Below are 21740 nucleotides of genomic sequence, written 5' to 3'. Positions count from 1 at the left end.
GCGCGCTCAGTGCGCCACCAGCGGTTCGAGGACGAAGGTGTGCCGCAGCAGGGTGTACGCCTCGTCGGTCCGCCCGCCGCACGGTCCGGCGCCGGCCGCGTGGTCGTCGTACGTCGCGACCAGCGACTGCTTGACCCCGAACACCGGGTCCGCGTCCAGGTAGAGGTCGTCCGAGGGGAACAGCATGGTGGTCACCCGCTGGAACCCGGCCGCCTCGATCATCAGGTGGACATGGGCGGGGCGCATCAGCGACCTGCCCGTCGCGGACATGAACGCGCCGACGGTGCCGTCACCGGGAATCGGATAGCTGGCCGGGCGGATGGAACGGAAGCTGAAACGCCCGCCCTGGTCGGTTCTGATGAGCCCGCGCATGGCCGGGTCGGTCCGGTCGGGCACGTCCACGTCGTAGTGGCCCTCGGCGTCGCTGTGCCAGATGTCCACCGCCGCACCGGCCACCGGGGTTCCCTCGCGGTCCACGACCTGCCCCTCGAAGAACAGCGGTGTTCCGGGCAGGCCCTCGGAGATGTCGGCACCGTCGGAGTGCTCGGGCCGGTCGTCCCTGAAGAAGGGGCCCAGGACGCTGTTCTGCGTGGCCTCGGCGGGGCGCTTGTTGTTCAGGGCGTCGACCAGCATGGTGATGCCGAGGACGTCGGAGAGCAGGATGAACTCCTGCCGGGTCGGGGTGCACAGCTGCCCGGTACGGGTCAGGAAGTCCACTCCGCGGACCCACTCCTCCTCCGTCAGGCCGACTTCGCGGACGAAGGAGTGTACGTGCCGCACGAGCGAGTCCAGGATCTCCGCGAGGCGGGCGTCCTTGGTGTCCCGCATCGTCGCGATCACGGCCTCGGTGATGGTGTCTTCGGTCAGATCACGCATGGTGAGCTCCAGTGATGGTCCGGTGTCCGGTGTCAGTGGTTCCGCCTCCGGGTGGCGTGTGCGGTGGCTCCCCGGCCCAGGCGCGGGTCAGCAGGTCGCGGGCGGCGTCCCGGTCCACCGGCCGCGGGTTCCAGTAGCCGTCCCGCACGATCAGCTCGGCCGCCCGCTCGATCCCGGACTCCGGCATGCCGAGGTCCCGCAGCCCGGTGGGGGCTCCGAGCCGCTCGGCGAATCCGAAGAGCGCGGCTCCGGTGTCCTCGCCCGGCAACGCCCGTCTGATCCGTGCCACGGCTTCCGGAGCCGCCGGCGCGTTGTAGGCGACCACGTGCGGCAGGACGACGGTGTGCGTCTCGGCGTGCGGGAGCCCGAACGTGCCGCCCAGTACGTGACACACCTTGTGGTGCAGGGCCATGCCCACCGTGCCGAGGCAGGTGCCCGCCAGCCACGCCCCGTACAGCGCGTCCGCCCGCGCCTCGGCGTCGTCGGGGCGCCGCACGATGGCGGGAAGGGCCCGTGTGAGAGCGTCGATCGCCTCGCCGGCCATCAGGAGGGCGACCGGGTCGCGGTCCTGGGCGTACAGGGACTCCACGGCGTGTGCCATCGCGTTGACGCCGCTGACGACGGAGACCGCGGCGGGCAGCGCGAGGGTCAGGTCGACGTCGTACAGCACGGTCCTGAGCAGTACTTCAGGCAGCCGTCTCGTGGTCTTGCGGCCATCCTCGGTCTCGCCGAGGATCGGCGTCATCTCCGATCCGGCGTACGTGGTGGGCAGCGCCAGCTGCGGTAGTCCGGTGCGCAGGGCGATCGCCTTGCCGAGACCGATGGTCGATCCGCCGCCCACGGCGAGCACGGAGTCCGCGCGGACGGCTCGAACGTGGTCGACGGCCCTCGCGGTGACGTCGACCGGCGTGTGCGGGGCCGCCTCGGCGAAGGTACCGACGACTGCCGGGCCGAGCAGGTCACCGATCTCCGCGGCCTGGTCCGTCCGGCCCGGGGTGCACAGCACGAGCACCCGGCGGCAGCCGAGGGCGTCCGCCTCCGCGGCGACGAGGTTTCGCGTACCGCTGCCGAAAACCACCTTCGTGATCTGCCCGCGATGCACGAAGGAGGTCATGAGAATTCCCTGGGTCGCACCTTTTCTGAACTCACCGGAAAAGCATCGAACAATCTCCGGACGCACGTCAATGGAATGCTCGGGCGATGACGGCTGCGGCTGCCTGGATACCGCGTCCGCGCGATGCCCGCCCCGACCGCGACCTGGGACGCCTGGCCGATATCACCCATCTGCGGTATGCGGGGCACGGGTTGGGACTGGAGCCTGGGAGCGGACGGAAGCGGACCGGAAACGGACGGAAAGCGGACGGGGAAGGAATTCAACGAACGCATTCTCGGGGACAACCGGCGGAAAAGCCTTCTCCGTCGAATACGGGTGAATCCCCCGCAGCGCCCGTGGCGGCAGTGCGCCGAGCAAATGCAACGGCGAAAGGCAGAGCGGAAGGGAACGGACAGAGGGTGCGTCCCGTCGGCAACCGCTCAGGCGACGCCGCGACGACGGCCGAACCGCTGTCCAGCATGCCTCCGCGGACATTTCCTGACCGAGGCCGACCGAGGACAGGCGGCCGGAATCGGAGCGACACGGCGCGGACCTGCGCGTATCGTCCCGGCCGTGACCGCGACATACGTGCTGGACGGCACACAGATCAGAACACTGGAAGACTTCTGGCGAGCCATCGGCGAAGCGATCAACGGCCCCGGGGGCTACTTCGGTCGGAACCTCGACGCCTTCGCGGACTGCCTCAGCGGTGGCTTCGGGACGCCCGACGACGATGACTATCTGGTGGAGTGGCGCGACCACCGGGTGTCTCGTGAGCATCTCGGCCATCCGGAGACAACTCGCCAGTTGGAGATCCGGCTGACACACTGTCACCCCACGAACCGTCCTTCTGTCGGCGCCGACCTTGCCGCAGCGAGAGTCGGACGCGGGTCCACCGTCTTCGACCGGCTGGTCAAGATCTTCGACGATCGGGCTCCTGGCGTCCTGCGACTCCGGTGACCGGTCACGAGAACGCCTGGTGCAGCACGCAGGGGGGTGAAGGTGCTCGACTTCGACTTCACGGCCGTACTGAACTCTCGCCGCCGGCATCGACCGTGATCTCGACACCGTCACCGCCGGACCGGCAACGCGGCTGAGTGCCGATACCGCTCGGGAGGAGAACGCCCGCATCAAGGCGCAGCTGGTCCGCCGTGTGGAGGACGGGTGGTGGCACTTCGAGGTCGGCTGCGTCACCGACGCGTGGCGCGAGGCGTAGTCCAGGCGACCACTGAACCCGGTGCCGTGGTCCAGGCTTCCGGCTACGACCCCGGGTCGTCGGACTTGAGGCTGTCCCCCGTGTTGGAGACGAAGACGACCAGGAGCTTGGCCGCCTTGACCGGGCTCGTGTTCTCCGTCAAGAGGTGGTGGGCGCCTGGCTGCTCGACCCAGTTCTGCCCTTGGTGGTACGTGGTCACGGGCTTGCCGTCGAGCTGACTGCGTACGGTCCCTTCGAGCACGTAGGCGTAGACGAACGCCTGGCCGTGCCGGTGCGGCTTGGCGCGCGCGTCCGGCGGGAGGTCGACGATGGCCGCGGTGAACGTCTTGCCCTTCACGTTCGGAAGAGCCTGTTGCAACAGCTCCTCGAGGTGATCGGTCGGGCGTGTCGATGCCGTGGCCGTGACCGTGGTCGCTCCTTCGGCCCGCGCACTCGGGTCCAGGCTTGCGCAGGCGGTGGCCGTGGTCAGCGTGGCGACTGCCAGCAGGCCTCCCGCGATCCGTGGTCCGATCATGATCGGTCTCCTGTCCGGTCTGCGGTGATGCCGATGATCGTCCGCCGGGAGTGCGCCTGTCGACGCCGGGCGCGGAGGGTGCCCCGGCCGAGGGACACGCGGTGATGTCGTTCCCGGCTGGTGAAGAACGGGCGGGTCCGCCGGGGAGGCTCTCCCACCGGGGCCTGGCGGCCGGAGGGACCAGCGCGGATGCTCGCGGACATGAACCACCTTCGGTGGGTCCCGAGCGTCTCCAGCTTAGGCGGCCCGCCACGGCCCGGCATCGGCTGTGGCCGACCGGTGCCTTTATCGGTGCCGATGCCGGGCGCTGTGCCAGCGTCGGTGTCAGTGCCCGTGTCGGTGGCGCCGCAGACGGGGTGTGACCGTGTCTCGCGGTATTCGACGTTCCGCCGTGCCGCACAGACCTGACACCGGATCACCAGCCGAGTCCAGAGACCTGAGTCCAGAGACCAGAGACCCGAGACCAGCGAGGAACTTCTCGTCCTCCACGGCCATCTGCCGCTTCGGTCACTCGGCCGAGGCTCCCCCGGTGTCTCGTCGAGCCTGCGACGGCCTCAGACGGGCCGCACGATCATGTCGACGAGGGTCCTGGCCGCGGCCCGCAGCCGGTCCGGATCCTCGTACACACTCTCGATGACGACGTTTCCGCGGGTCGCGGTGACCAGGACACGGGCAGCCTCGACCGGCGGCACCGTCAATCGGCCGGTGGCGTCGTCCTCGGAGAGCCGCCGGGTGAGGACGGCTTCCAGGCCGTCCAGCATGCCGCGCAGCGCGGCCTGGATGGGTTCCGTCGCGGCCCGGGTGTCGGTCGCCGTCCTGGTGGACAGGCAGCCACGGGCGGGGGTCCCGAGCGTGATGGACTCGATGGTGAAGTCGAAGAAGTCGAGCAGTGCCTGACGCAGATCGGGCTGAGCGAGCCGGGCGGCGGCGTCGGCGAGGAAGGCACTCTCGTAGTCCTGGAAGACGCGCAGGAACAGTGCTTCCTTGTCGCGGTAGGCGTGGTACAGCGAACCCCGCTGCACGCCGGTCGCGCTCGCCAGGTCTGCCATCGAGGTGGCGCCGTAGCCCTGGCGCCAGAAGACGTCCAGGACCTGCTCCAGCGCCTGTTTCTCATCGAACTGACGTCGCCCTGCCATGTCCGCAGACTAATTCATCTTTGACGCAGTCGTCAAAGTTTGCAACGCTGTCAAACATGACGAGGCTGTCAAAGATGGCGGCTCGGCACCCCAACCTCCTTTTTCAGCTCCGCGACCCCACCCCTCTTCAGCTTCGCGGCCCCACTCCCCCATGGAGGCCGCTTCGTTCGCAGAAACCGGATCATTCGCATGTCCATCTCCTCCGCAGGACAGGTCCCGCCCTGGCGCGCCATCTCCGCCGGCGCCTCGGCGAGCTTCGTCGGTATAGGCCTGGCCCGCTTCGTGTACACCCCGCTGCTGCCCGAACTCATCCGCGATGGCTGGTTCTCCCAGACGGCCGGCGCCTACCTCGGCGCCGCCAACCTCGCCGGCTACCTGATCGGAGCCCTGGCCGCCCGCCGCGTCAGTCGCCGGCTGGGGGATCTCCGGGCGCTGCGCTGGTCGATGGTCCTGGCGACCGTGTCCATCCTGGCCTGCTGCGTTCCGGTCTCGGTGACCTGGTTCTTCCTGTGGCGCCTCGCCTCCGGGCTGGCCGGCGGGGTCATCATGGTGCGGGTGGCGGGTGCCGTGCTGCCTCATCTCCCGGACCGGCGCCGCGGGCTGGCCGGCGGAGCCGTCTTCCTCGGGCTCGGCCTCGGCATCGCGGCGACCGGCACCCTGATCCCGCTCCTGCTCGACCACGGCCTGCGGGTGACCTGGATCGGGCTCGCCATCCTGTGTGCCGTCCTGACCGCCTTCAGCTGGAGCGGCTGGCCGACCCCCGCCTCGGCGCCGTCCACCGCCCCGCGGGTGGCGCCCCTGCGCAAGGCGGCGCGCCGGGGCACCGGATCCCTGGAGCTGAACCTTGCCCTCGGTGAGTACGGCATGCTCTGCGTCAGCCTCGTACCGACCATGGAGTTCCTCGTGGACTTCGTCTCCCGCGGCCTCGGCGAGGGCGCGGGACGCGGCTCCCTCGTCTGGATCGTTTACGGCCTCGGGGCGATCGCCGGCCCCACCAGCTACGGACTGCTGGCGGACCGGATCGGCTTCCCGGCCACGATCCGCCTCACCTCCGCCGTCCAGGCCGCGGCACTCGTCGTGCTCTGCACCACGCACGGCCTGCTTCCGATCATGCTGCTGAGCGCGGTCATCGGCTCCTTCCCGCCCGGCATCGTCCCCGTCTTCCTCGGACGGGTGCACCAGCTCGTACCCCGCGGCCCCGAGGCGCAGGCGGCGGCCTGGGGCAGGGCCACCATCGTCTCGGCCCTCCTGCTGGCCCTGTCCTCCTACGGCTTCTCCTACCTCTTCGACCGGAGCGACGGAGACCACCGTCTGCTGTTCACACTCGGCGTCTGCGCCGTGGCCGTCGGCCTCCTCCTCGACGGCGCGTGCCACCTCGTCCGGTCCCGAGCCTCCGCGAGGCGGCCGGACACCGATCAGGCCGTCGAGGTGGCCGGCCGGTAGCAGCCGTCCCCCTGGCGGCGGCCGACTTTCAGCCGAGCCAGCTCCTCCGGTTCGCGTATCGCGTACCTTCCCGCGGGCTTCAGCCATCTGACTCAAGTCATCGGCTCCGGCCGCTGGCATCGTGAAGACAGGAGACACACCGCGGTGCTCACACGAGGGACCACCGACACGCCCGACGGGAACACCGCCCGCATCGGGAGCCGGCCGGAGAAGTCTCCCCTCAGTTCGGCGAGTTCGGCGAGTTCCCTGTCGGCATGGAGCCCGGGGACGGGCTCGTCGGGTACCCTCGCCGCCCGGTCAGCTCGAAGGGGGCGAAGTGATGTGGCCCATACGGGCGTTGACGCACTCCGTTCCGCCGCCCGCCGCGGGGATGAAGCACGCCCGCACGGACGTCCCGGGGCTCACCACGCTCATCCGGGTGTGGACGTAGGTGTCGGCCTCGTCGCGGCTGGTGACCCGGGCGTACCGCAGGGCGCCGTCCGGGCCGGCCGCCCGGATCTCCACTCGGTCGCCCAGGACCGCGCCCCACATCCGGACCCAGGTGGCGCCGCATTCCTGGCTGTAGCGGACCTGGAACCAGGCCCCCGTGGCCGTCTCGTGCTCGGCCACGGTCAACGGGCCGGCGGCGCAGTTCATTTCGATCGGGTCCTTGTTCTGACAGGCCGCGTGCCGACAGCGCGCCCCGGCGGCGGGCGAGGGCGTCGCGACCACCGGCGTCTCCTTGCGATGCGAGGGAGGAAGGTGCGTGATCACGAGCGTTCCGAGGATCACCGCGCAGGCCGACGCGAGGGCGGCGAGGACGGTCACCCGCCGGTGCCCGGCCGGGCCGGTGCGGGTTGCGTCGGCGCCTCTCCGGCCCGTCCGATCCGTATCGGTGTCGGGCGGGCGTGCCTGCGTCCGGTCCCGGGTCTGGGCCGCGTGGTCCGGGACCGTATCGCTCCGGTCGGTGTCGGGCGGGCCGCCGGTGCGCCGTTGTTCCGAGGCAGGCCGTCCGGCTTCTCTCCGGTCCTTCCGGGCCATGTCCAGGAGTGCCAACGGGTGTTCGGCGCTTTCACCGGCGAGGAGGCACAACTCCTCCACCGCGCTGCGCGGTGGCAGGCTCTTTGAGTTGAGATAGCGCTCCCAGGACGACTTGCTGAACGTCGTCGCATCCGCGAGCTGGGCCAGGCTCAACCCGGTGCGTTGCTTCAACTCCTGCAGTACGGCGGCCAGTCGGGTGCCCGACGGTGAGGGTGCGCCGGGCGTCATCCGCGGAGCGCCTTCCATGAGCGCGGCCCCAGCATTCCGTCGACGACCAGGCCCTCGCGATCCTGGAACGTCTTGACCGCGCGCAGCGTCAGCGGGCCGAACATGCCGTCGATCCCTCCGGGCGAGATGCCGGCCCGGCGGAGCAGGCACTGGGCCTCGGCGACGTCGGCACCGGTGTCGCCGTAGGTGATCTCGGCGTCCCGGCCGTTGTTGACACCTGCCGACCAGCGGCCGTCCGCACGGGTGATGCGGCACGTGTAGGAGGGTTGCGGCGCGGCCGGGGCGGCGCCGGCCGGCGAGGCGACGGCTGCCGGGGTGACGTCCTCACCGAGACGCAGTACGAGCAGCAGCGTCGCCGTGAGAGCGACGGCCAGGGCGGCCACGCCTGCGGTGAGGGCGATGTGCGGCAATCGGCGTGGAACCGATTCCCCCGCGGGTGATTCCGCCGGCTCCTTCGGCGTGACCGCCGTCCCGGGGACCGGCATCATCGGCCCCGGCAGCGGCTTCCGTTCGCGCTCCTGCTCCCGCCGCTCGCCCTTCTCATGCTCCGGCCGTAACCGCTCCTGCGGCTCCTGCGTGGTGGGCCGCGACTGTACGGCGGGCTCGGCACGGCGGATGTCCCAGGAGGCGGCGGCGACCTCGTGCAGCGCGAGCAGGCGGACGGGATCGGCGCCGGTGACACGGGCCAGTGCCTCCACCGCCGCCCTGGGCGGCAGCGACGTACCCCCCAGGTACCGCTCCCACGACCTGGAGCTGTAACCGGTATCGGCCGCGAGGCGACGCATCGTCAGCTCGCCGTGCTCCTTGAGTTCGCGTAACCGGACCACCAACTGCGCGGCAGAGGAGTCGAGTTCGGCGGGCAGCGGCTTGAAGCGCGGCATCTTTCCCCCAAAGCGGACTTGATCGTACTCGTGGTCCCCTCCGCTACTCCGCATTCTGCATGAGCCCGTCACATCTGTCACAGCCGTCCCATACGGCCGTCCCGCGACCCCGTCCCGCCGAACACCGTAGCCGCAGGTCAGCCGGGTGATCGTCCCGAAAATCCGCCACTTCCCCCGTAGCCGTGGCCGCATCACCACAGCACCCCGCACCTTTGGTCTCGCCACCTGCCCGCCGAGCGGGACAGGTGCCGACCCACGACCGAAAGAGGAACGCATGCGACCGAACGCTCTGGGCAGGACCATCGCCGGCCTCATCACCGTTGTCGGCCTCGCCGCCGGCAGTGTGGCGATCGCGGGCAACAGCTACGCGGCGACCGCGACCACCGCGCACACGGCCGTGGCCGCCGCGCCGGCCGCCGTGGCCACGACGCAGAACTTCGGTCTGACCACTGCCGAGGCCAAGAACGTCCAGGAGTTCCTCGCAGAATACTGGGGCTACACCGACAGCATCGACGGCCAGCTGGGCACCAACAGCTGGAAGGCCTTCCAGCGCTGCCTCAAGACGTACTGGGGCTACACCGGCGCCATCGACGGCGACCCCGGCACCAACACCATCAAGGCGCTGCAGCGTCTGCTGGCCGCCGACTACGGCTACACGGGCGCGATCGACGGTGACGCCGGTTCGGGCACCAGGGCCGCGTTCAAGCGCTTCGCCGCCTGACCGGTTCGGCCCACCCAACCGGTCGGTTCCGCCCGCCTGTTGAGTGAACGACCCCGGCCCGTCCTCGCCCGGCGAGGACGGGCCGGGGATCGGTGTTCCCGCCCGCCGTCCACGCCGGGTCACGGCCCGGGGCCATGGTCACGCCGAAGTCCGCAACCCGTCCTCACGGACGCATCGACCGCCAGGGCGTCGAAACCGCCGCGTCGAGCACTCGTCCGGGTCGGCGCCGAGCGGGTCACCTGGGTGACCCGCGGCATGAGCGCACAGACGGCCTCCCGCTCCGCCAACCGCCTCGCACCGCACCTCCTCGTCGCGCCGCGCCGGACACCTTGAACAGCCGCCCGGACCGGAGGCCCCGGGCGAACACGATCGCCTCCCACTTGACGCACCGTCAGGCCGCGCATCCTCATCCTCACCCTCAGACGACGCTCCAGCGATTCGAAGGAGAACCCCGCCACCATGGGAAGACGCGCATTCCTCGTTCCGACCGAAGACACGAGATCACGGCATCGCGACGCACCCCGCACCGCGACGACGTGGCGGATCCGCATCGGGACCTTCGCAGCCACCGCCGCGATGGTGTCGGCCGGCGTCGTGCTCGGGGCAGGCCCTGCGAACGCGGCGGCGCCCACCGCGATCAAGCTGACCTCCGCGTCCTGTCCCACCGAGATCGTGCAGGGTCAGGCGAGCGGCTGCGTCACCGAATTGCAGCGCCTCCTCAACGCGCACGGCGCCGGTCTGGTGGTGGACGGTCAGTTCGGGGCGAACACGCTCTACGCCGTCCGTGAGTACCAGGCCGCCACCGCCATCGCCGTCGACGGACGGGTCGGCCCCCAGACCAAGAGCAAGCTGTACGCGACCGCGGGCACGGCACCCGCCGCCATCAACCTCCAGTCCTCCTCGTGCCCCGCGAACATCGTCCAGGGCGACAAGAGCGGCTGCGTCACCGAACTCCAGCGTCTGCTGGGCCACTTCGGCTACTCGGTCGACGTGGACGGCGACTTCGGCGCCGGCACGGCGAGTGCCGTCCGCAGCTTCCAGGCGTCCCACGGCCTCACGGTCGACGGCCAGGTCGGCGCCAACACCAAGCGGGCGCTGTACGACGACGACGAGTCTCCGTCGACGAGCCTGGACCTTCGCTCGTCGTCCTGCCCCGAGAACATCGTGGAAGGACAGAGTGGTGGCTGCGTCGCCACGCTGCAGTCCCTGCTGAACGGCAAGGGTCAGAGCCTCGACGTCGACGGCAGCTTCGGCCCTCAGACCCTGACGGCCGTGAAGGCGTTCCAGTCCGCCAGCGGTCTCACCGCCGACGGCCAGGTGGGCCCGAACACCAAGGCCGCCCTGTACTCGAACATCGGCGGTGGCGGCGGCAACGGCGCGCCCGCGCCGATCAACCTCAACTCCGCCTCGTGCCCCGCCGAGATCGTGCAGGGACAGCGCAGCGGCTGCGTCACGGAACTGCAGAGCCTGCTCAACCACCACGGCGCCGATCTCGCCGTCGACGGCGACTTCGGTCCGCTCACCGACAGCGCCGTCAGGGACTTCCAGGCCGAGAAGGGCCTCTCCGTCGACGGCCATGTCGGAACGAACACCAAGGCCGCCCTGTACGGTGCGGTGACGCCGCCGTCCTCCACTCCGCCCGGCGGCGGCTACGCCAAGATCCTCGACGTGGCCGAGGCCGAGGTGGGCACGGTCGAGGGCAGCGCCCGCGCGAACAGCTACGGTTCGGCGGTGGGTCTCTCGCTGTCCACCAGCGACTACGCCTGGTGCGCGACCTTCGTGAGCTGGGTGGCCAAGCAGACCGGCGCCAGTTCCTACCGCAACTCCTACGTGTCGGGCTGGGTCAAGCAGGCGCGGGCCGGCAACTACCACCTGTCGGTGACGACCAGCCCGCAGCCGGGTGACATCGTGGCCTTCGACTGGGACGGCGGAAGCGACTTCACCGGCGGCAACGAACACATAGGCATCGTGCGGACGGTGTCCGGGTCGTCGTTCACCACCGTGGAGGGCAACACGGGCAACCCGAACGGCGGCAGCGACGGCGTGTACGTCAAGTCGCGCTCCAGCAACAGCAGTTACGACGTGGTCTTCATCCGGGTCCGCTGAGCGACGGGGCCTTGGTTCTCGGGGGGGCTCGACTTCGTCGAGCCCCCCGTCACCGCTTCATGGCAGTGGCTCGGCCGCCCTCGGCTCGCTGTCCGGTTTCGAAGGCGGGAGCAGTGCGAGTTCGGCCCCGGTGTCCGGCACCAGGTTCACGATCCGATTCGGCCGGTGCGGGCCGGTCCGCCTCGACGGTTCTGCCGGTGCCGCGGCCGGCGGGTCGGCGGCGTGAGACGGCATCGGGTGCCGTGCGCGGCGCGGTTCGCCGTTCCTGCCCGAGCCTTCGATCTGCGTGTCTCGTGTGAGACACGCGGCTAGCATGCCGGATCCCGCCGCGGCCGGCCGTACAGAATGCGGGTGATCGGGCGTCGGGCCGGGTTCGGGGCGGGACGCGCCCTGCGGCGCCGTCCCGGCTGAGGGCGGCGGAAAGCGGTCGGCGTCCTGACGGGTGCATGCACCTTGTGGGATCGGTGGCGCGCGAGCCTGGCGGCGGACGTGGAGAAGGCGGCCGCCCGGGAAGCGGACTCGGGGCTCGGCGCACGGCTACGGCCTCCCCGCCCGCAGGGAGACCGTCCGATATCCGGCTTCCGCTCTCCGCCCAGGACTGATGGCAGGGCAGCCGCACAGCCGGGCACCGGACGTTGCCTTTTGCATTTCTCCTTACTTTTATTTGAACTACCGAAAGCAGAGCCGCGAGCAAGCGGAATGCGGCGATTCACGTTCCGCTTGTCCGGCACACCCGGAACGGTGCTCTTTCCGAAGCGGAACCTCAGGGTGCTCCAGGTGCGCCGATGTTCCGGCGTCGCGGATGGGCAACGATGTCGAACGCCGGGGCGCGACGAAATCAGTTGCTGACGGCCTTCTCGCTCGTCCCGGCACGACCGGAAAACGCTTGCCCATTTCCTCTTCCCGGAATCCGGTGTCCCGGGGACGGGGCGATTGGCGTGAATCGGGCCTTGATCCTTTCGTCCGGCTGGAAGAACTTTGATTGCTGCCGGCCGCCGGTCGGTACGAGACGCTTCGAGAAAGGACCGTCATGAAGTCGACTGTCGCCATGCGCAAGAAGGCCGGAACCAAGAAGATCGCGGTGCGCCGCACCGGCGACGTGCGCCTGACGTCGGCCGCCTGTCAGTGCCCGTACTCCGTCCAGGCCTGACCGCCTAGTCGTGCCACGACCGGGTGCGCCGCCCGCCGGCGCGCCCGGGCTTTTTCTCATCAGGAATACTTGGAGGGCCTGTGGCCGGTGACGGCCTCGTTTTCCATGAACTGAGTTTCGTTCCGGAGGGCGACGAGGTGGTGGTCGGCCGCCTGGACACCGGTTCCTACGCGGTGTTCCCGGCCGACGGGGCGGAACTGCTGAGACGGCTCGGACAGGGAATGCCGTTGGACGCGGCCGAGGAATGGTACGAGACGGCCTTCGGGGAGGAGGTCGACCTCGACGACTTCCTGACGACACTCCGCGAACTCGGCTTCGTCAGCGACGAAGCCGGGACCCAGCCCCTCATTCCCGCGCCTCGCGTGCGGCTGCGCGGTCTCGGCCGGGCCGCCTTTTCCGCTCCGGCATGGCTCCTGTACGCACTCGCGGTGGGCCTCTGGATCCGGGCTGCTGTCGTACGACCCGATCTGACCCCGGATCCCGCGCAGATCTTCTTCACGCACTCACTGCTCGTGGTCCAACTGGTCATCACCTTCGGGCAGGTCCCGCTGCTGTTGCTGCACGAGGGATTCCACATCCTCGCCGGCCGCCGTCTCGGGCTCCCCACGCGTCTGAGCGTGAGCAACCGCCTGACGTACATCGTCGCCGAGACGCAGATCAACGGGCTCCTCAGCGTGCCCCGGGCCAAACGCTATCTTCCCTTCCTCGCGGGGATGCTGTGCGACGGCGTCGTCTTCGCGCTGTTGGGAATCGTCGCCGACCTGACCCGCGATCCGGGCGGTTCGTTCTCCTTCGCCGGCCGGCTCTGTCTCGGGCTGGGTTTCACCGTGGCCGTGCGCATGTTGTGGCAACTGCAGCTCTACCTGCGCACCGATCTCTACTACGTGCTGGCCACCGCCTGGAACTGCCACGATCTCCACGACGCCGGAGTGACCCTGCTGAAAAACCGGGTATGGCGTCTCCTGAACCGCCCGGACCGTGTCGTGAACGAGGAGAACTGGACGCCCCGTGACCGCCAGATAGGTCGTTTCTACGGGCCGTTCATCGTCCTCGGGTACTGCGCGCTCGCCGCGATCACGGTCTTCGTCAGTATTCCCGTGACGGTCGACTACGTCCGCATCGCAGGACGTGCTCTCGGATCCGGCGAAGTGAACGCGGGATTCTGGGACGCGGTGCTGTCCCTGTGCATGAACGTGGCACAGATCGTTTCACTCGTCGTCCTGTCGCGGCGCAAACGCCGTGCGAAGAAGTCCGCCCACTCCATCACGTCATCGTCCCCGGAGGTAGAACTCGCATGACGGGCCATCTGCGGATCGTCGGCAACACGAGAGGTGACCGTCTGCGAGCCGTCGCCGCGCACACCCGCCAGGCGCTGGTGGTCCGCTGTCACCAGCGGTTGCGCGGCCCGTACACCGGGGTGGACACCGTACTGAGAGCCGTCCTGCCCGAAGCCGAATCCCGCTGGCCGGAGCTGGTCGAGGAGAACCGCGTGGCGCTCCTGTACGGCATGCCCGAACTCGAGCAGATCATCGGCCCGGCACCGCGGACCCTGGCCGACGACGCCCCGTACGAGGAGCGGACCAGGTTCTTCGGTGCCGGATGGATCCGGTGCATGAGCCAGGGCATCGTGACCTTCCTCCTCGAACACGTCCGGCGCTCGCACGACGGCGGCGCGTTCGAGATCGTCTTCGAGGAGGCGCACGCCGCCGAGGCCACCGCACAGGAGCTGATCGCCCTGCTGCTGCGCCGGGCCGATCCACGCCTGTTGCGTGTCGTGGTCTCCGCCGCCACGGGCAGGCTCTCCGACGAACTCGAGGGCGCGCTGGCCGAGATGGACGTGGTTGCGGCCCCGGCTTCGGAACGGCCGTCGGCGGAAGACCGGTCCGCCCTCGACTGGGCCCGCGTCTACGTGGACAGCGACTGCACCGACGACGATCCCCGTGCCCTGGCCGGCTACCGGCAGACCGATCCCCCGACTCGGGCCCTGCTGCACGACCTGCGTGGTGACGCCCTGGCCGGGACGGCCACGTGGGGGACGCGGATGGGAGCCGTGGCCCATCACCGCGAACACGGCAGCGACCCCGGTGGAGCCGGGCGCGCCGCCCTGCTGGAGGCCCAGCGGCACGCCGTCGCCACCGGTTTCTCCGCCGCCGTGGTGGACCTGGGGCTGCGGGGCAGGAGGGTGACGGACCCCCTGCTGCACGAGCACGACTACTGGGAGTTCACCCGGGAAGCGGCCGCCGCCTGCATCCCGGTCGGACGCCTGGAACAGGCAATGGAGCTGTACCAGGGACTGCTCCGCCGCTTCACCGAACCCAAGATCCACATGATGACCAGCTACGCGCTCGCGATGCTGCACACCCGGTTCCTCAGACCCCGCGACCACGAACTCGCCGTCCAGTGGCAGCACAACGCCGTCGCCATCGCCGGGATCCTGCCTGATCCGGCCGAACGCCTCACGTACAGCGTCTTCCACGACAACGGCCTGGCGCTCGTCGAGATGCACCGGGGAAATCCGGGCCGCGCCCTGGAACTCGTGGAGTCGTGCATCAGCCGCCTCGACGAAAAACTCGACGAGGGACAGTGGACGCTGCACCGCTCCCAACTCCTCTACAACCGCGCCCGTCTGCTGGTCGCGCTGGGCCGGCCGGACGAGGCGCACGCCGACTACAGCCAACTCGTCGACATGGACCCCTACTACACCGACTACCTCTCGGAGCGGGCGCGCATCTCCCGTGACCGCGGAGACTTCGACGCCGCCCTGGCCGACTACGACCGGGCGGTACGGCTCGCCCCGCCCTTCCCCGAGTTGCACTACAACCGCGGCACGGCCCGCGCGCAGGTCGGCGACTTCGCCGGGGCCCTCTCGGACTTCACGCTCGTACTGGAGATGGAGCCCGGGGACCTGGACACCCGCGTCGCGCGGGCGGAGCTGCTCCTGGAGACCGGAGATCTCGCAGCGGCGGAGTCCGACATCGGCACCGGCCTGCGCCTCCACCCCGACGAGGTGCAACTCCTCTGCCTCCAGGGCACGCTGCTGTTGCAGCGCGAACGACTCGACGAGGCGCTCAGGGCCCTCGACCGGGTACTCGCGAAGGATCCGCGCTATCCGGCCGCGCTGATCAACCGGGCGGTGGTGCACTTCCGCCGGAAGAAGCCGGAGAGGGCGGTCGCAGACCTGTCGGCCGCGCTCGACGCGGTCGGTGAGGACCCGGACCTCCTGCTCAACCGCGGCATCGCCCACCTCGCCGCCGGCCGCTCCGACCTGGCACTCGGGGACTTCGACCGGGCCCTTCTCCTGCCGGACGCCGACACGGACGAGATCCGGGAGCAACGCCTGCTCTGCACCGCGCCGTCACTGGCCTCGCCGTCATGACTTCGGGGCGGGTGCGCCGCCTCAGGAGCCCGCGTTGAAGCACTCACGGTCGGGATGGCCGGCGGAGGGGTAGTAGCAGCACCGCAGTCCCGTGACGTGCGCGGCGGCGATCATGGCGGTCGTGACCATCTCACCCGCCGTCCGCGGGGCAGTTGAAGCGATGGTGACCTGAGCGTGCCCCTCACGGCTGGTGACCTCGATACGGAATCCGCGGTGCGTGGGCCAGCCGCGTACCCATCCGGCCTGGCAGCTCGGGCTGAGACGGATCTGCAGCCGGGTGCCGTCGGCCGCCGTACGCGAACCCACCGTCACCGGATCTTCGCAGGCTGTGGTCAGCGGATCACGGCCCTCGCAGGAACGGAGACGGCAGACGGGCGGGCGGGCGGTGGCCGACGGACCCGTTCGGTAGGAGGCGTGGATGACCGCTGCGGGTGCGAGCATCGCCGTACACAGGAGCAGGACTCCCGCCGTGGTGGCCCAGGGGCGTGCGACGATCAGGGTGGAGGAGGCGACCAACGCCCGATGCACGAAGCCGCGGACGGCTCGGGGTTCCCTGCCGTCGAGACCACCGCCGGGGTGAGCCTTGGTCCGATGCGGCTCGGGTTCGGCCGGGGACGCGGTGCACCCTCGCCGGTTCCATGCCGCGTCCGCACGTTCCCACCGAAGCAGTACGGCTTCCTCGCTCACGTGCGCCGCCCTGCACAGCGCCTCCACGGCCTGCCGAGGAGGGAACTGTTTGGCGTTGAGGTAGCGCTCCCAGGACGACTTGCTGATGGCGGTCGCCCGTTCCAGCTCCGTCAGGCTCAGCCGACTGTCATCCTTGAGTTGACGCAGGTCGCCGACCAGATACCGGTACTCGGTCGGCAGGATCTGCGGCAACATTCGCCAGTGGGGACTCCGGGGTAAGGGAGTCATCGATTTCCTTCCTCGCCGCGGTGCGCGGTCACTCCACGCTGCGCAGCAAGGACCATGTCTGCTCGCCGACGATTCCGTCCGGATAGACGTGGTCCTGCTGCTGCAGCGTCTTCACCTGTGCTTCCGTCCGCTTGCCGAAGTAGCCGTCCACGTCACCCGGCGACAGGTGGTGACGGCGCAGGAGACACTGGGCTTCCGCCACCTCGGGCCCCGTGCTGTTCAGCGCGACGAGGTCGGAGTTGGTGGTGCTGTTGCCGGCGAGCATCAGATCTCCGTGCCGGACATAGGCGCAGCTGTACCTGCCGACTCCGGTGGCGCTCCCCACGGGGTGGCCGGCAGCGTCGGGGCGGTCGGCCATCAGCCACCCGGAAACACCGGCCGAGAGCAGTAGGACGCCGCCGACGAGGAACAGGACCGTCCAACGGACCTCCCCCTGCTCCCGATCGTGCTCTCCGGCTTCGCCCGGGCCCGGCGGCGAGGCGGGGGGAAGTCGAAGAGGAGCGGCGACCTGCGGGGCGGACGTCGAGCCGCCTTCACGCTCACAATGGGGGCGTTCCGTAGCGGCACCGGACTCCTGCGTCGCCTCCCACAGGGCCAGCAACGGTGAGGCATCGGCACCGGACAGGCCGGCAAGGGCTTCCACGGCGGCCGCGGGCGGCAGCGCCTTTCCGTTGAGGTACCGCTCCCAGGATGAACCGCTGAAGGGCGTCTTCGTCTGAAGCATCTGCAGCGTGAGACCACTGTGGTCCTTCAACCGCCGCAGCTCCCACACGAGACGTCGGCCGTCGGGGCCCAAGGTCTCGGGCAGTTCTCTCCATCTCATGACATCACCCTGCGCATGAGTCTCCTGGATGCCTGGCCTCGTCTGCCATCCCCACCGCTGCGAGGCCGCGCCTCGTCACCTGAATCCGGCCACCGACGCCACGCCCGCCAAGACGGGTCGGCGGGATTTCCCGAGCAGGCCGTCGCCGTACACGCGTTCCCGAACGTCAGGGCCCGGGACGTCCCGAGACATCACGGGACGCCCGGCACATATGGCGATCGACCCGGGCGCGTCGAGAAGCTCACTCAGGCATATCCACGCCGTTTCGCCGTGCGGACGACGTAGCCGCCGGGAAAGGCAACCCGTCCCAGAAAGGGGTACACATGATCACCCGCTCACGGCTGGCATTGATGTCCGCCAGCGCACTTCTCGTCGCCGGCGGTACGCTCGTCGCGGCACCGTCCGCCTCCGCCTCCGCTTCCGCCGGCTGCTACGCGAGCAGCTGCTACGGCAAGGACCCTGACAGCACGGGGTGTTCAAACGACGCCCAGATGATCGACAGGGTGCCCGCTTCGGGATCCAAGTACGTGAAGTTGGACTACAGCCCCACGTGTCGGGCCGCGTGGGCGAAGGTGGTCGGCGCCGATCTCGATACCGAATTCTGGGTCGCGACCAAGAACACGGGCCAGGAGCAGGTCCGCTACTCGTACGGGGCCTACGGCTGGACGCCGATGGTCAACGACGCCGGAACGACGTCCCACGCGTGCTTCTACTACTACGCCGACGACAACACCTCCAAGTGGTGCACCATCTACTACTGAGCCTGTTCCAGCAAGGCTCAGGGGGTGGCGGAACACGTCTTCGTGGCGCCCGCGTTGGCCGTCCCCGCGTGATGACCGGAGAGCAGGGGCGCCGCGCCCGGCGGCTGCCCGAACTGAAGGCCGGTCAGGTCACGGTCACCCGGGCGACGTCCCTACCGACTGACACGGCCGGCGACCGAACACGGCTCCGGTGTCCCGCTCGGACACCGGAGCCGTGTTCGGTAGCGTGCCGTCGGACCCGAGGGCAGGACGGCGGCGGGGCCCAGGACCCTGCCGGTCGCTGGTTCCATCGGGATTCGTCCGAGCGGGAAGGCGTCCGTCACCCGCTGCGGGTCACCCAGCGGTGTGGGGGATGCGCGAGGATATGGCTCGGCGGGCGAATGTGACGGTGGCCGCCACGATCGCGGCGAAGATCGGGCCGGTGGCGATGTGCACGATGCCGAGGACGACGGGTTCGTCTGAGCGGTAGTAGACGACCTGCAGGATGGCGTTGACGATGTTGACGGCGATGCAGACGCAGGTCGAGACGGTGTAGACGCGTCGCAGGGGCGCGATCGAGCGCCAGCCGGACGGCCCACCGATGACCTTGTTCAGGAGGACACCGGTCAGCGGGCGTTTGATCATGACGCTGACGCAGCAGAGGGCGAGCACGACGAACGGGATCAGGGCCGGGACCAGGAAGAAGCCACGTGCCTCGCCGGTCAGCGCCGCGACCGTGGCGCACACGGTCACCGTCGCCAGGCCGATGACTGCCTGGCGGACCTTCTCCCTGCGCATCAGCCGCCATGCGAACGCGGCCGCGGCCGCCACCGCGGCGGCGACGAGTCCCGCGGTCAGCGACGCCGTGGCGTTGGCCACCAGGAACGCGATGGTGGGAAAGGCCGCGACCAGGACGCCGGCCGCCTTCTGCCACCAGCCGCCCCGGCGGGCGCGGGGGGCCTGCGTCTCGGTGGGAACGGATGGCGGGTGCTGGGCGGAACCCACGTCGGTGGTCCCGCCGACTGGACGGATTTGGTTCATGTTCGTGTCCTTCGAGGTCGCCGAGAGGAGCGGGGAGGCGGGAGACTGCGGGGCGCGGTGGGGCGCGGTGGGGCGCGGTGGGGCGCGGTCAGGAGGCGAACATCGCGCGCTTGACGGCCGGAACCCGGTCGGCGACCCGCAGCAGGGTGCGGAAGGCGGTGCGCGGCAGGCGAGCCGCGTTGCCCGCGTTGCGCGCGTTGCGCAGCGAGGCGGCCACCGCCGGGTTGGCGTAGGCCCGCATCCGGGTCTCGTAGGCGGCGACGGCCGTCACCAGATCCCGGCGGCCAGAGGTGACGTCTCCCAGTGCGCGACGCAGCTCGGCCGCGTCCCGCAGTGCGGTGTTGGCGCCCACGCCGGCCATCGGGGTCATGTTGTGGATGGCGTCGCCGAGCAGCGTCACGTTACCTGCGGGCCAGGGGGTCAGTTCGGGCATGCTCCGCAGGGGGATCGGGGCGACCGAGTCGACGGCGCACCGGGCGACCAGGGTCGTCAGCGCGGGTGACCAGGTGTGGATGCGGGAGAGCACCAGTTCTCGCAGGGCGGCCGGGGTCCGCCGCGTCACGTCGGCGGGCAGGGAGGCACGGTCGGCGATGTAGGCCCACACCACGTACGGGTGGTCGCCGGTGTGCCCGGAGGCCTGGTCAGTGCCGGTGCGCCATGCGCATACGAACATCCAGCCCGGCCCGGCGGGCACGATGCTGTTGGGCGTGCCGTCGAGGATCCCGGCGGGCAGGCCTGCGGTGGCCCGGGGGGTCAGCGGGCTGCGTCCGGCGATGGTGAGCACCCCGGTGTCCTGGCGGGTGATGTCGGGCAGGTACTGCCGGCGCACCCGCGAGTTGCTCGCGTCGGCGCCCACCAGCAGGTCGCCTTCGGCGTGGGTGCCGTCGGCGAAGTGGGCGCGTACCCGGCCGGCCGGCAGCTGCTCGTAGCGCTCGAACTCCTTGCCCCAGTGCACGCGCCGTTCGTCGAGTCCCTCCAGCAGCGCGTCGCGCAGGCCGAGGCGGCCGATCGAACGGCGGCCGCCCCGGCGGCCGTTGTCGACGCGGGTCAGCGGGCGCAGCCGGTGGTCGTAGAAGCCCGCGGTACTGCCCGCCTGCCCGGCACGCGCGTCGATCTCCGACCAGTTCGCCGGCGGCAGGATCTCCCGCAGCGCGGCACAGCCCGCCTCGTCGAGGTGCAGGCCGTATCCCTGCAAGCCCACGCCGCGGTCCGCGCGGCGCTCGAAGACGTGCACGTCGACGCCGTCGCGGGACAGCCCCTGCGCCAGGGCGAGACCGCCCAGACCCGCCCCTATGACCAGAACCCTCATGTCCGCTCCTCCAGTGGTTGACCACTTCAATGTCATCCAACTTGATGACAAAGTCAAATGAATGAATGACAGATCACATGAGTGGATGAACTGGCAGGTCAGGAGGTAAGCTCGCCGCCATGGCAACGGACAGACGCCCCCGTCGGGCCCCCCAGGAGGAAGACCGTCGCAGGGATTCCGGACGTACGCGGGAGCGGATCATCGGCGCCGCCGTCGGCGAGTTCAGCGCGCACGGTTACTCCGGCGCCCGCGTCACCCGGATCGCCAAGGCCGCGGGGGTGAACGCGCAGCTGATCTCGTACCACTTCGACGGCAAGGCCGGCCTCTACCAGGCCGTCCTGGAGCGCGGCACCAGCGCCCTGGACCCCCTGCCGGCCGCCGACAGATCGCTGAGCGACATCGCCGGCGACTACGTGCGGGTCACCGGCCGCAACGCCGACATCACACGCCTGCTCGCCTGGGAGGGACTCGGCGACACACCGGAGGCAGGTGAGCATGCCGCCATCGAGGGACACGGCCAAGGGCGCGCCGACTTCATGCACGGCATCGTCGCCCAGCTGCGCGCGCGCCAGGCGGACGGTGAATTCCCCGAGGACCTCGACGCCGGCCACCTCCTCCTCGCCGTGTACGCCATGGCCAGCGCCCCCGTCCTCCTGCCCCAGGTCGCCCGCCAGATCTTCGGCGCCGACGCCGGCGACGACGACTTCCAGGAGGAGTTCGCCCAGCAGGTCACCCGTCTCGTCGCGCACCTCGCAACACGCCACGAGACGGGCTGACTCCCGAGGCCGACACCCGTCTCGGGGAGTGGCGCGGGGAGGAAGCGTGGACGCGGGACGGACCGCCCTACGACCGCACTCGTAAGCGCCCCCCTCCCGGGCCGACCCAAGGGCTTCCGGGCGCCGCCCGATCACCCAAGCCGTCCGGATCCGCAGCCACTTGGGCGCGGTGCGGGACGCCGCAGTCGTCGCCCATGACCGCACCGGCCCAACCTCGGAAAGACCTGGAGTTCGTGGCCCCGCAGCGGCCTGGAACAGTGCCTCGGACGGCCCCCGGACGCCCGCCGCGACATCGCGGCCGGCAGGACCGACCGCTCCGCCAGGGCGCTCCCCGCAGTGCCTCCAGCGCCCGTCAGTGACCGCGCCAAATCTACCC

At 70.2% G+C, this 21740-nt stretch carries 18 protein-coding genes; 8 read left to right on the top strand and 10 right to left on the bottom strand.

Annotation, left to right across the window (positions count from 1 at the left end; translation table 11 throughout):
* Positions 1-6 precede the first annotated feature (6 nt).
* Both ACFY3I_RS17240 and ACFY3I_RS17235 read right to left on the bottom strand, forming a co-directional pair.
* Positions 7-876 carry a dioxygenase gene (locus ACFY3I_RS17240; protein WP_390861278.1) on the bottom strand — a complete coding sequence of 290 codons (870 nt, stop codon included), beginning with the start codon at positions 874-876 and terminating at the stop codon, positions 7-9.
* Complete coding sequence (locus tag ACFY3I_RS17235) at positions 869-1990, bottom strand: maleylacetate reductase (RefSeq protein ID WP_390861277.1); 1122 nt, start codon at positions 1988-1990, stop codon at positions 869-871. Before ACFY3I_RS17235 ends, ACFY3I_RS17240 begins: the two co-directional genes overlap by 8 nt.
* A 552-nt stretch (positions 1991-2542) precedes the next feature.
* Between ACFY3I_RS17235 and ACFY3I_RS17230 the strand changes: the two genes are divergently transcribed.
* Entirely contained in the window at positions 2543-2929 is a 387-nt protein-coding gene (locus ACFY3I_RS17230; RefSeq protein WP_390861276.1) for a barstar family protein, read from the top strand.
* 299 nt (positions 2930-3228) lie between these two features.
* Here the strand turns inward: ACFY3I_RS17230 and ACFY3I_RS17225 are convergent, their stop codons facing one another.
* Positions 3229-3699, bottom strand: a complete 471-nt coding sequence (locus ACFY3I_RS17225) for a cupin domain-containing protein (protein WP_390861275.1) — start codon at positions 3697-3699, stop codon at positions 3229-3231.
* A gap of 554 nt (positions 3700-4253) precedes the next feature.
* Complete coding sequence (locus tag ACFY3I_RS17220) at positions 4254-4835, bottom strand: TetR/AcrR family transcriptional regulator (protein WP_390861274.1); 582 nt, start codon at positions 4833-4835, stop codon at positions 4254-4256.
* Positions 4836-5024: 189 nt separating this feature from the next.
* On the opposite strand from ACFY3I_RS17220, the gene ACFY3I_RS17215 reads away from it, so the two are divergent.
* Complete coding sequence (locus tag ACFY3I_RS17215; protein ID WP_390861273.1) at positions 5025-6278, top strand: YbfB/YjiJ family MFS transporter; 1254 nt, start codon at positions 5025-5027, stop codon at positions 6276-6278.
* A gap of 297 nt (positions 6279-6575) precedes the next feature.
* On the opposite strand, the gene ACFY3I_RS17210 is transcribed toward ACFY3I_RS17215, so the two are convergent.
* Both ACFY3I_RS17210 and ACFY3I_RS17205 read right to left on the bottom strand, forming a co-directional pair.
* On the bottom strand, positions 6576-7526 hold the full coding sequence (locus tag ACFY3I_RS17210) for a helix-turn-helix domain-containing protein (RefSeq protein ID WP_390861272.1): 951 nt from the start codon (positions 7524-7526) through the stop codon (positions 6576-6578).
* Positions 7523-8407, bottom strand: a complete 885-nt coding sequence (locus tag ACFY3I_RS17205; RefSeq protein WP_390861271.1) for a peptidoglycan-binding protein — start codon at positions 8405-8407, stop codon at positions 7523-7525. Before ACFY3I_RS17205 ends, ACFY3I_RS17210 begins: the two co-directional genes overlap by 4 nt.
* Before the next feature lie 274 nt (positions 8408-8681).
* On the opposite strand from ACFY3I_RS17205, the gene ACFY3I_RS17200 reads away from it, so the two are divergent.
* The 4 genes from ACFY3I_RS17200 to ACFY3I_RS17185 all read left to right on the top strand — a co-directional run bounded on the left by ACFY3I_RS17200 (position 8682) and on the right by ACFY3I_RS17185 (position 15760).
* Complete coding sequence (locus tag ACFY3I_RS17200; protein ID WP_365294707.1) at positions 8682-9128, top strand: peptidoglycan-binding protein; 447 nt, start codon at positions 8682-8684, stop codon at positions 9126-9128.
* A gap of 459 nt (positions 9129-9587) precedes the next feature.
* Positions 9588-11234, top strand: coding sequence for a peptidoglycan-binding protein (locus ACFY3I_RS17195; protein WP_390861270.1), 1647 nt, complete (start codon positions 9588-9590; stop codon positions 11232-11234).
* A gap of 1173 nt (positions 11235-12407) precedes the next feature.
* On the top strand, positions 12408-13682 hold the full coding sequence (locus ACFY3I_RS17190) for a hypothetical protein (protein ID WP_390861269.1): 1275 nt from the start codon (positions 12408-12410) through the stop codon (positions 13680-13682).
* Entirely contained in the window at positions 13679-15760 is a 2082-nt protein-coding gene (locus ACFY3I_RS17185) for a tetratricopeptide repeat protein (RefSeq protein WP_390861268.1), read from the top strand. Before ACFY3I_RS17190 ends, ACFY3I_RS17185 begins: the two co-directional genes overlap by 4 nt.
* 21 nt (positions 15761-15781) lie before the next feature.
* Here ACFY3I_RS17185 and ACFY3I_RS17180 read toward each other — a convergent pair whose 3' ends face one another.
* Entirely contained in the window at positions 15782-16642 is an 861-nt protein-coding gene (locus ACFY3I_RS17180; RefSeq protein ID WP_390861267.1) for a helix-turn-helix domain-containing protein, read from the bottom strand.
* Positions 16643-16703: 61 nt separating this feature from the next.
* On the bottom strand, positions 16704-17498 hold the full coding sequence (locus tag ACFY3I_RS17175; protein ID WP_390861266.1) for a peptidoglycan-binding protein: 795 nt from the start codon (positions 17496-17498) through the stop codon (positions 16704-16706).
* A 323-nt stretch (positions 17499-17821) separates the two neighbouring features.
* Between ACFY3I_RS17175 and ACFY3I_RS17170 the strand changes: the two genes are divergently transcribed.
* Entirely contained in the window at positions 17822-18259 is a 438-nt protein-coding gene (locus ACFY3I_RS17170) for a DUF2690 domain-containing protein (protein WP_390861265.1), read from the top strand.
* A 333-nt stretch (positions 18260-18592) separates the two neighbouring features.
* Here the strand turns inward: ACFY3I_RS17170 and ACFY3I_RS17165 are convergent, their stop codons facing one another.
* Positions 18593-19279: a DUF3159 domain-containing protein gene (locus tag ACFY3I_RS17165; protein ID WP_390861264.1), complete on the bottom strand. Its 687-nt coding sequence runs from the start codon at positions 19277-19279 to the stop codon at positions 18593-18595.
* 88 nt (positions 19280-19367) lie between these two features.
* Positions 19368-20588 carry an FAD-dependent oxidoreductase gene (locus ACFY3I_RS17160; protein ID WP_390861263.1) on the bottom strand — a complete coding sequence of 407 codons (1221 nt, stop codon included), beginning with the start codon at positions 20586-20588 and terminating at the stop codon, positions 19368-19370.
* A 119-nt stretch (positions 20589-20707) separates the two neighbouring features.
* Between ACFY3I_RS17160 and ACFY3I_RS17155 the strand changes: the two genes are divergently transcribed.
* Positions 20708-21364, top strand: a complete 657-nt coding sequence (locus ACFY3I_RS17155; RefSeq protein ID WP_390861262.1) for a TetR/AcrR family transcriptional regulator — start codon at positions 20708-20710, stop codon at positions 21362-21364.
* The last annotated feature ends 376 nt before the right edge of the window (positions 21365-21740 follow it).

This window comes from Streptomyces sp. NPDC001068, from assembly GCF_042897315.1.
Lineage (GTDB): Bacteria > Actinomycetota > Actinomycetes > Streptomycetales > Streptomycetaceae > Streptomyces.
Note: the sequence above shows the minus strand (reverse complement) of the source record. Positions and strands in the feature narration are given on the sequence as shown.

Excerpts from the sequence above, each read along its gene's own strand:
- ACFY3I_RS17215 (WP_390861273.1), top strand. The coding sequence starts at position 5,025 with ATGTCCATCTCCTCCGCAGGACAGGTCCCGCCCTGGCGCGCCATCTCC.
- ACFY3I_RS17220 (WP_390861274.1), bottom strand. The coding sequence starts at position 4,835 with ATGGCAGGGCGACGTCAGTTCGATGAGAAACAGGCGCTGGAGCAGGTC.
- ACFY3I_RS17205 (WP_390861271.1), bottom strand. The coding sequence starts at position 8,407 with ATGCCGCGCTTCAAGCCGCTGCCCGCCGAACTCGACTCCTCTGCCGCG.
- ACFY3I_RS17185 (WP_390861268.1), top strand. The coding sequence starts at position 13,679 with ATGACGGGCCATCTGCGGATCGTCGGCAACACGAGAGGTGACCGTCTG.
- ACFY3I_RS17160 (WP_390861263.1), bottom strand. The coding sequence starts at position 20,588 with ATGAGGGTTCTGGTCATAGGGGCGGGTCTGGGCGGTCTCGCCCTGGCG.
- ACFY3I_RS17165 (WP_390861264.1), bottom strand. The coding sequence starts at position 19,279 with ATGAACCAAATCCGTCCAGTCGGCGGGACCACCGACGTGGGTTCCGCC.
- ACFY3I_RS17175 (WP_390861266.1), bottom strand. The coding sequence starts at position 17,498 with ATGAGATGGAGAGAACTGCCCGAGACCTTGGGCCCCGACGGCCGACGT.
- ACFY3I_RS17155 (WP_390861262.1), top strand. The coding sequence starts at position 20,708 with ATGGCAACGGACAGACGCCCCCGTCGGGCCCCCCAGGAGGAAGACCGT.
- ACFY3I_RS17180 (WP_390861267.1), bottom strand. The coding sequence starts at position 16,642 with ATGTTGCCGCAGATCCTGCCGACCGAGTACCGGTATCTGGTCGGCGAC.
- ACFY3I_RS17210 (WP_390861272.1), bottom strand. The coding sequence starts at position 7,526 with ATGACGCCCGGCGCACCCTCACCGTCGGGCACCCGACTGGCCGCCGTA.
- ACFY3I_RS17235 (WP_390861277.1), bottom strand. The coding sequence starts at position 1,990 with ATGACCTCCTTCGTGCATCGCGGGCAGATCACGAAGGTGGTTTTCGGC.
- ACFY3I_RS17200 (WP_365294707.1), top strand. The coding sequence starts at position 8,682 with ATGCGACCGAACGCTCTGGGCAGGACCATCGCCGGCCTCATCACCGTT.
- ACFY3I_RS17225 (WP_390861275.1), bottom strand. The coding sequence starts at position 3,699 with ATGATCGGACCACGGATCGCGGGAGGCCTGCTGGCAGTCGCCACGCTG.
- ACFY3I_RS17170 (WP_390861265.1), top strand. The coding sequence starts at position 17,822 with ATGATCACCCGCTCACGGCTGGCATTGATGTCCGCCAGCGCACTTCTC.
- ACFY3I_RS17240 (WP_390861278.1), bottom strand. The coding sequence starts at position 876 with ATGCGTGATCTGACCGAAGACACCATCACCGAGGCCGTGATCGCGACG.
- ACFY3I_RS17195 (WP_390861270.1), top strand. The coding sequence starts at position 9,588 with ATGGGAAGACGCGCATTCCTCGTTCCGACCGAAGACACGAGATCACGG.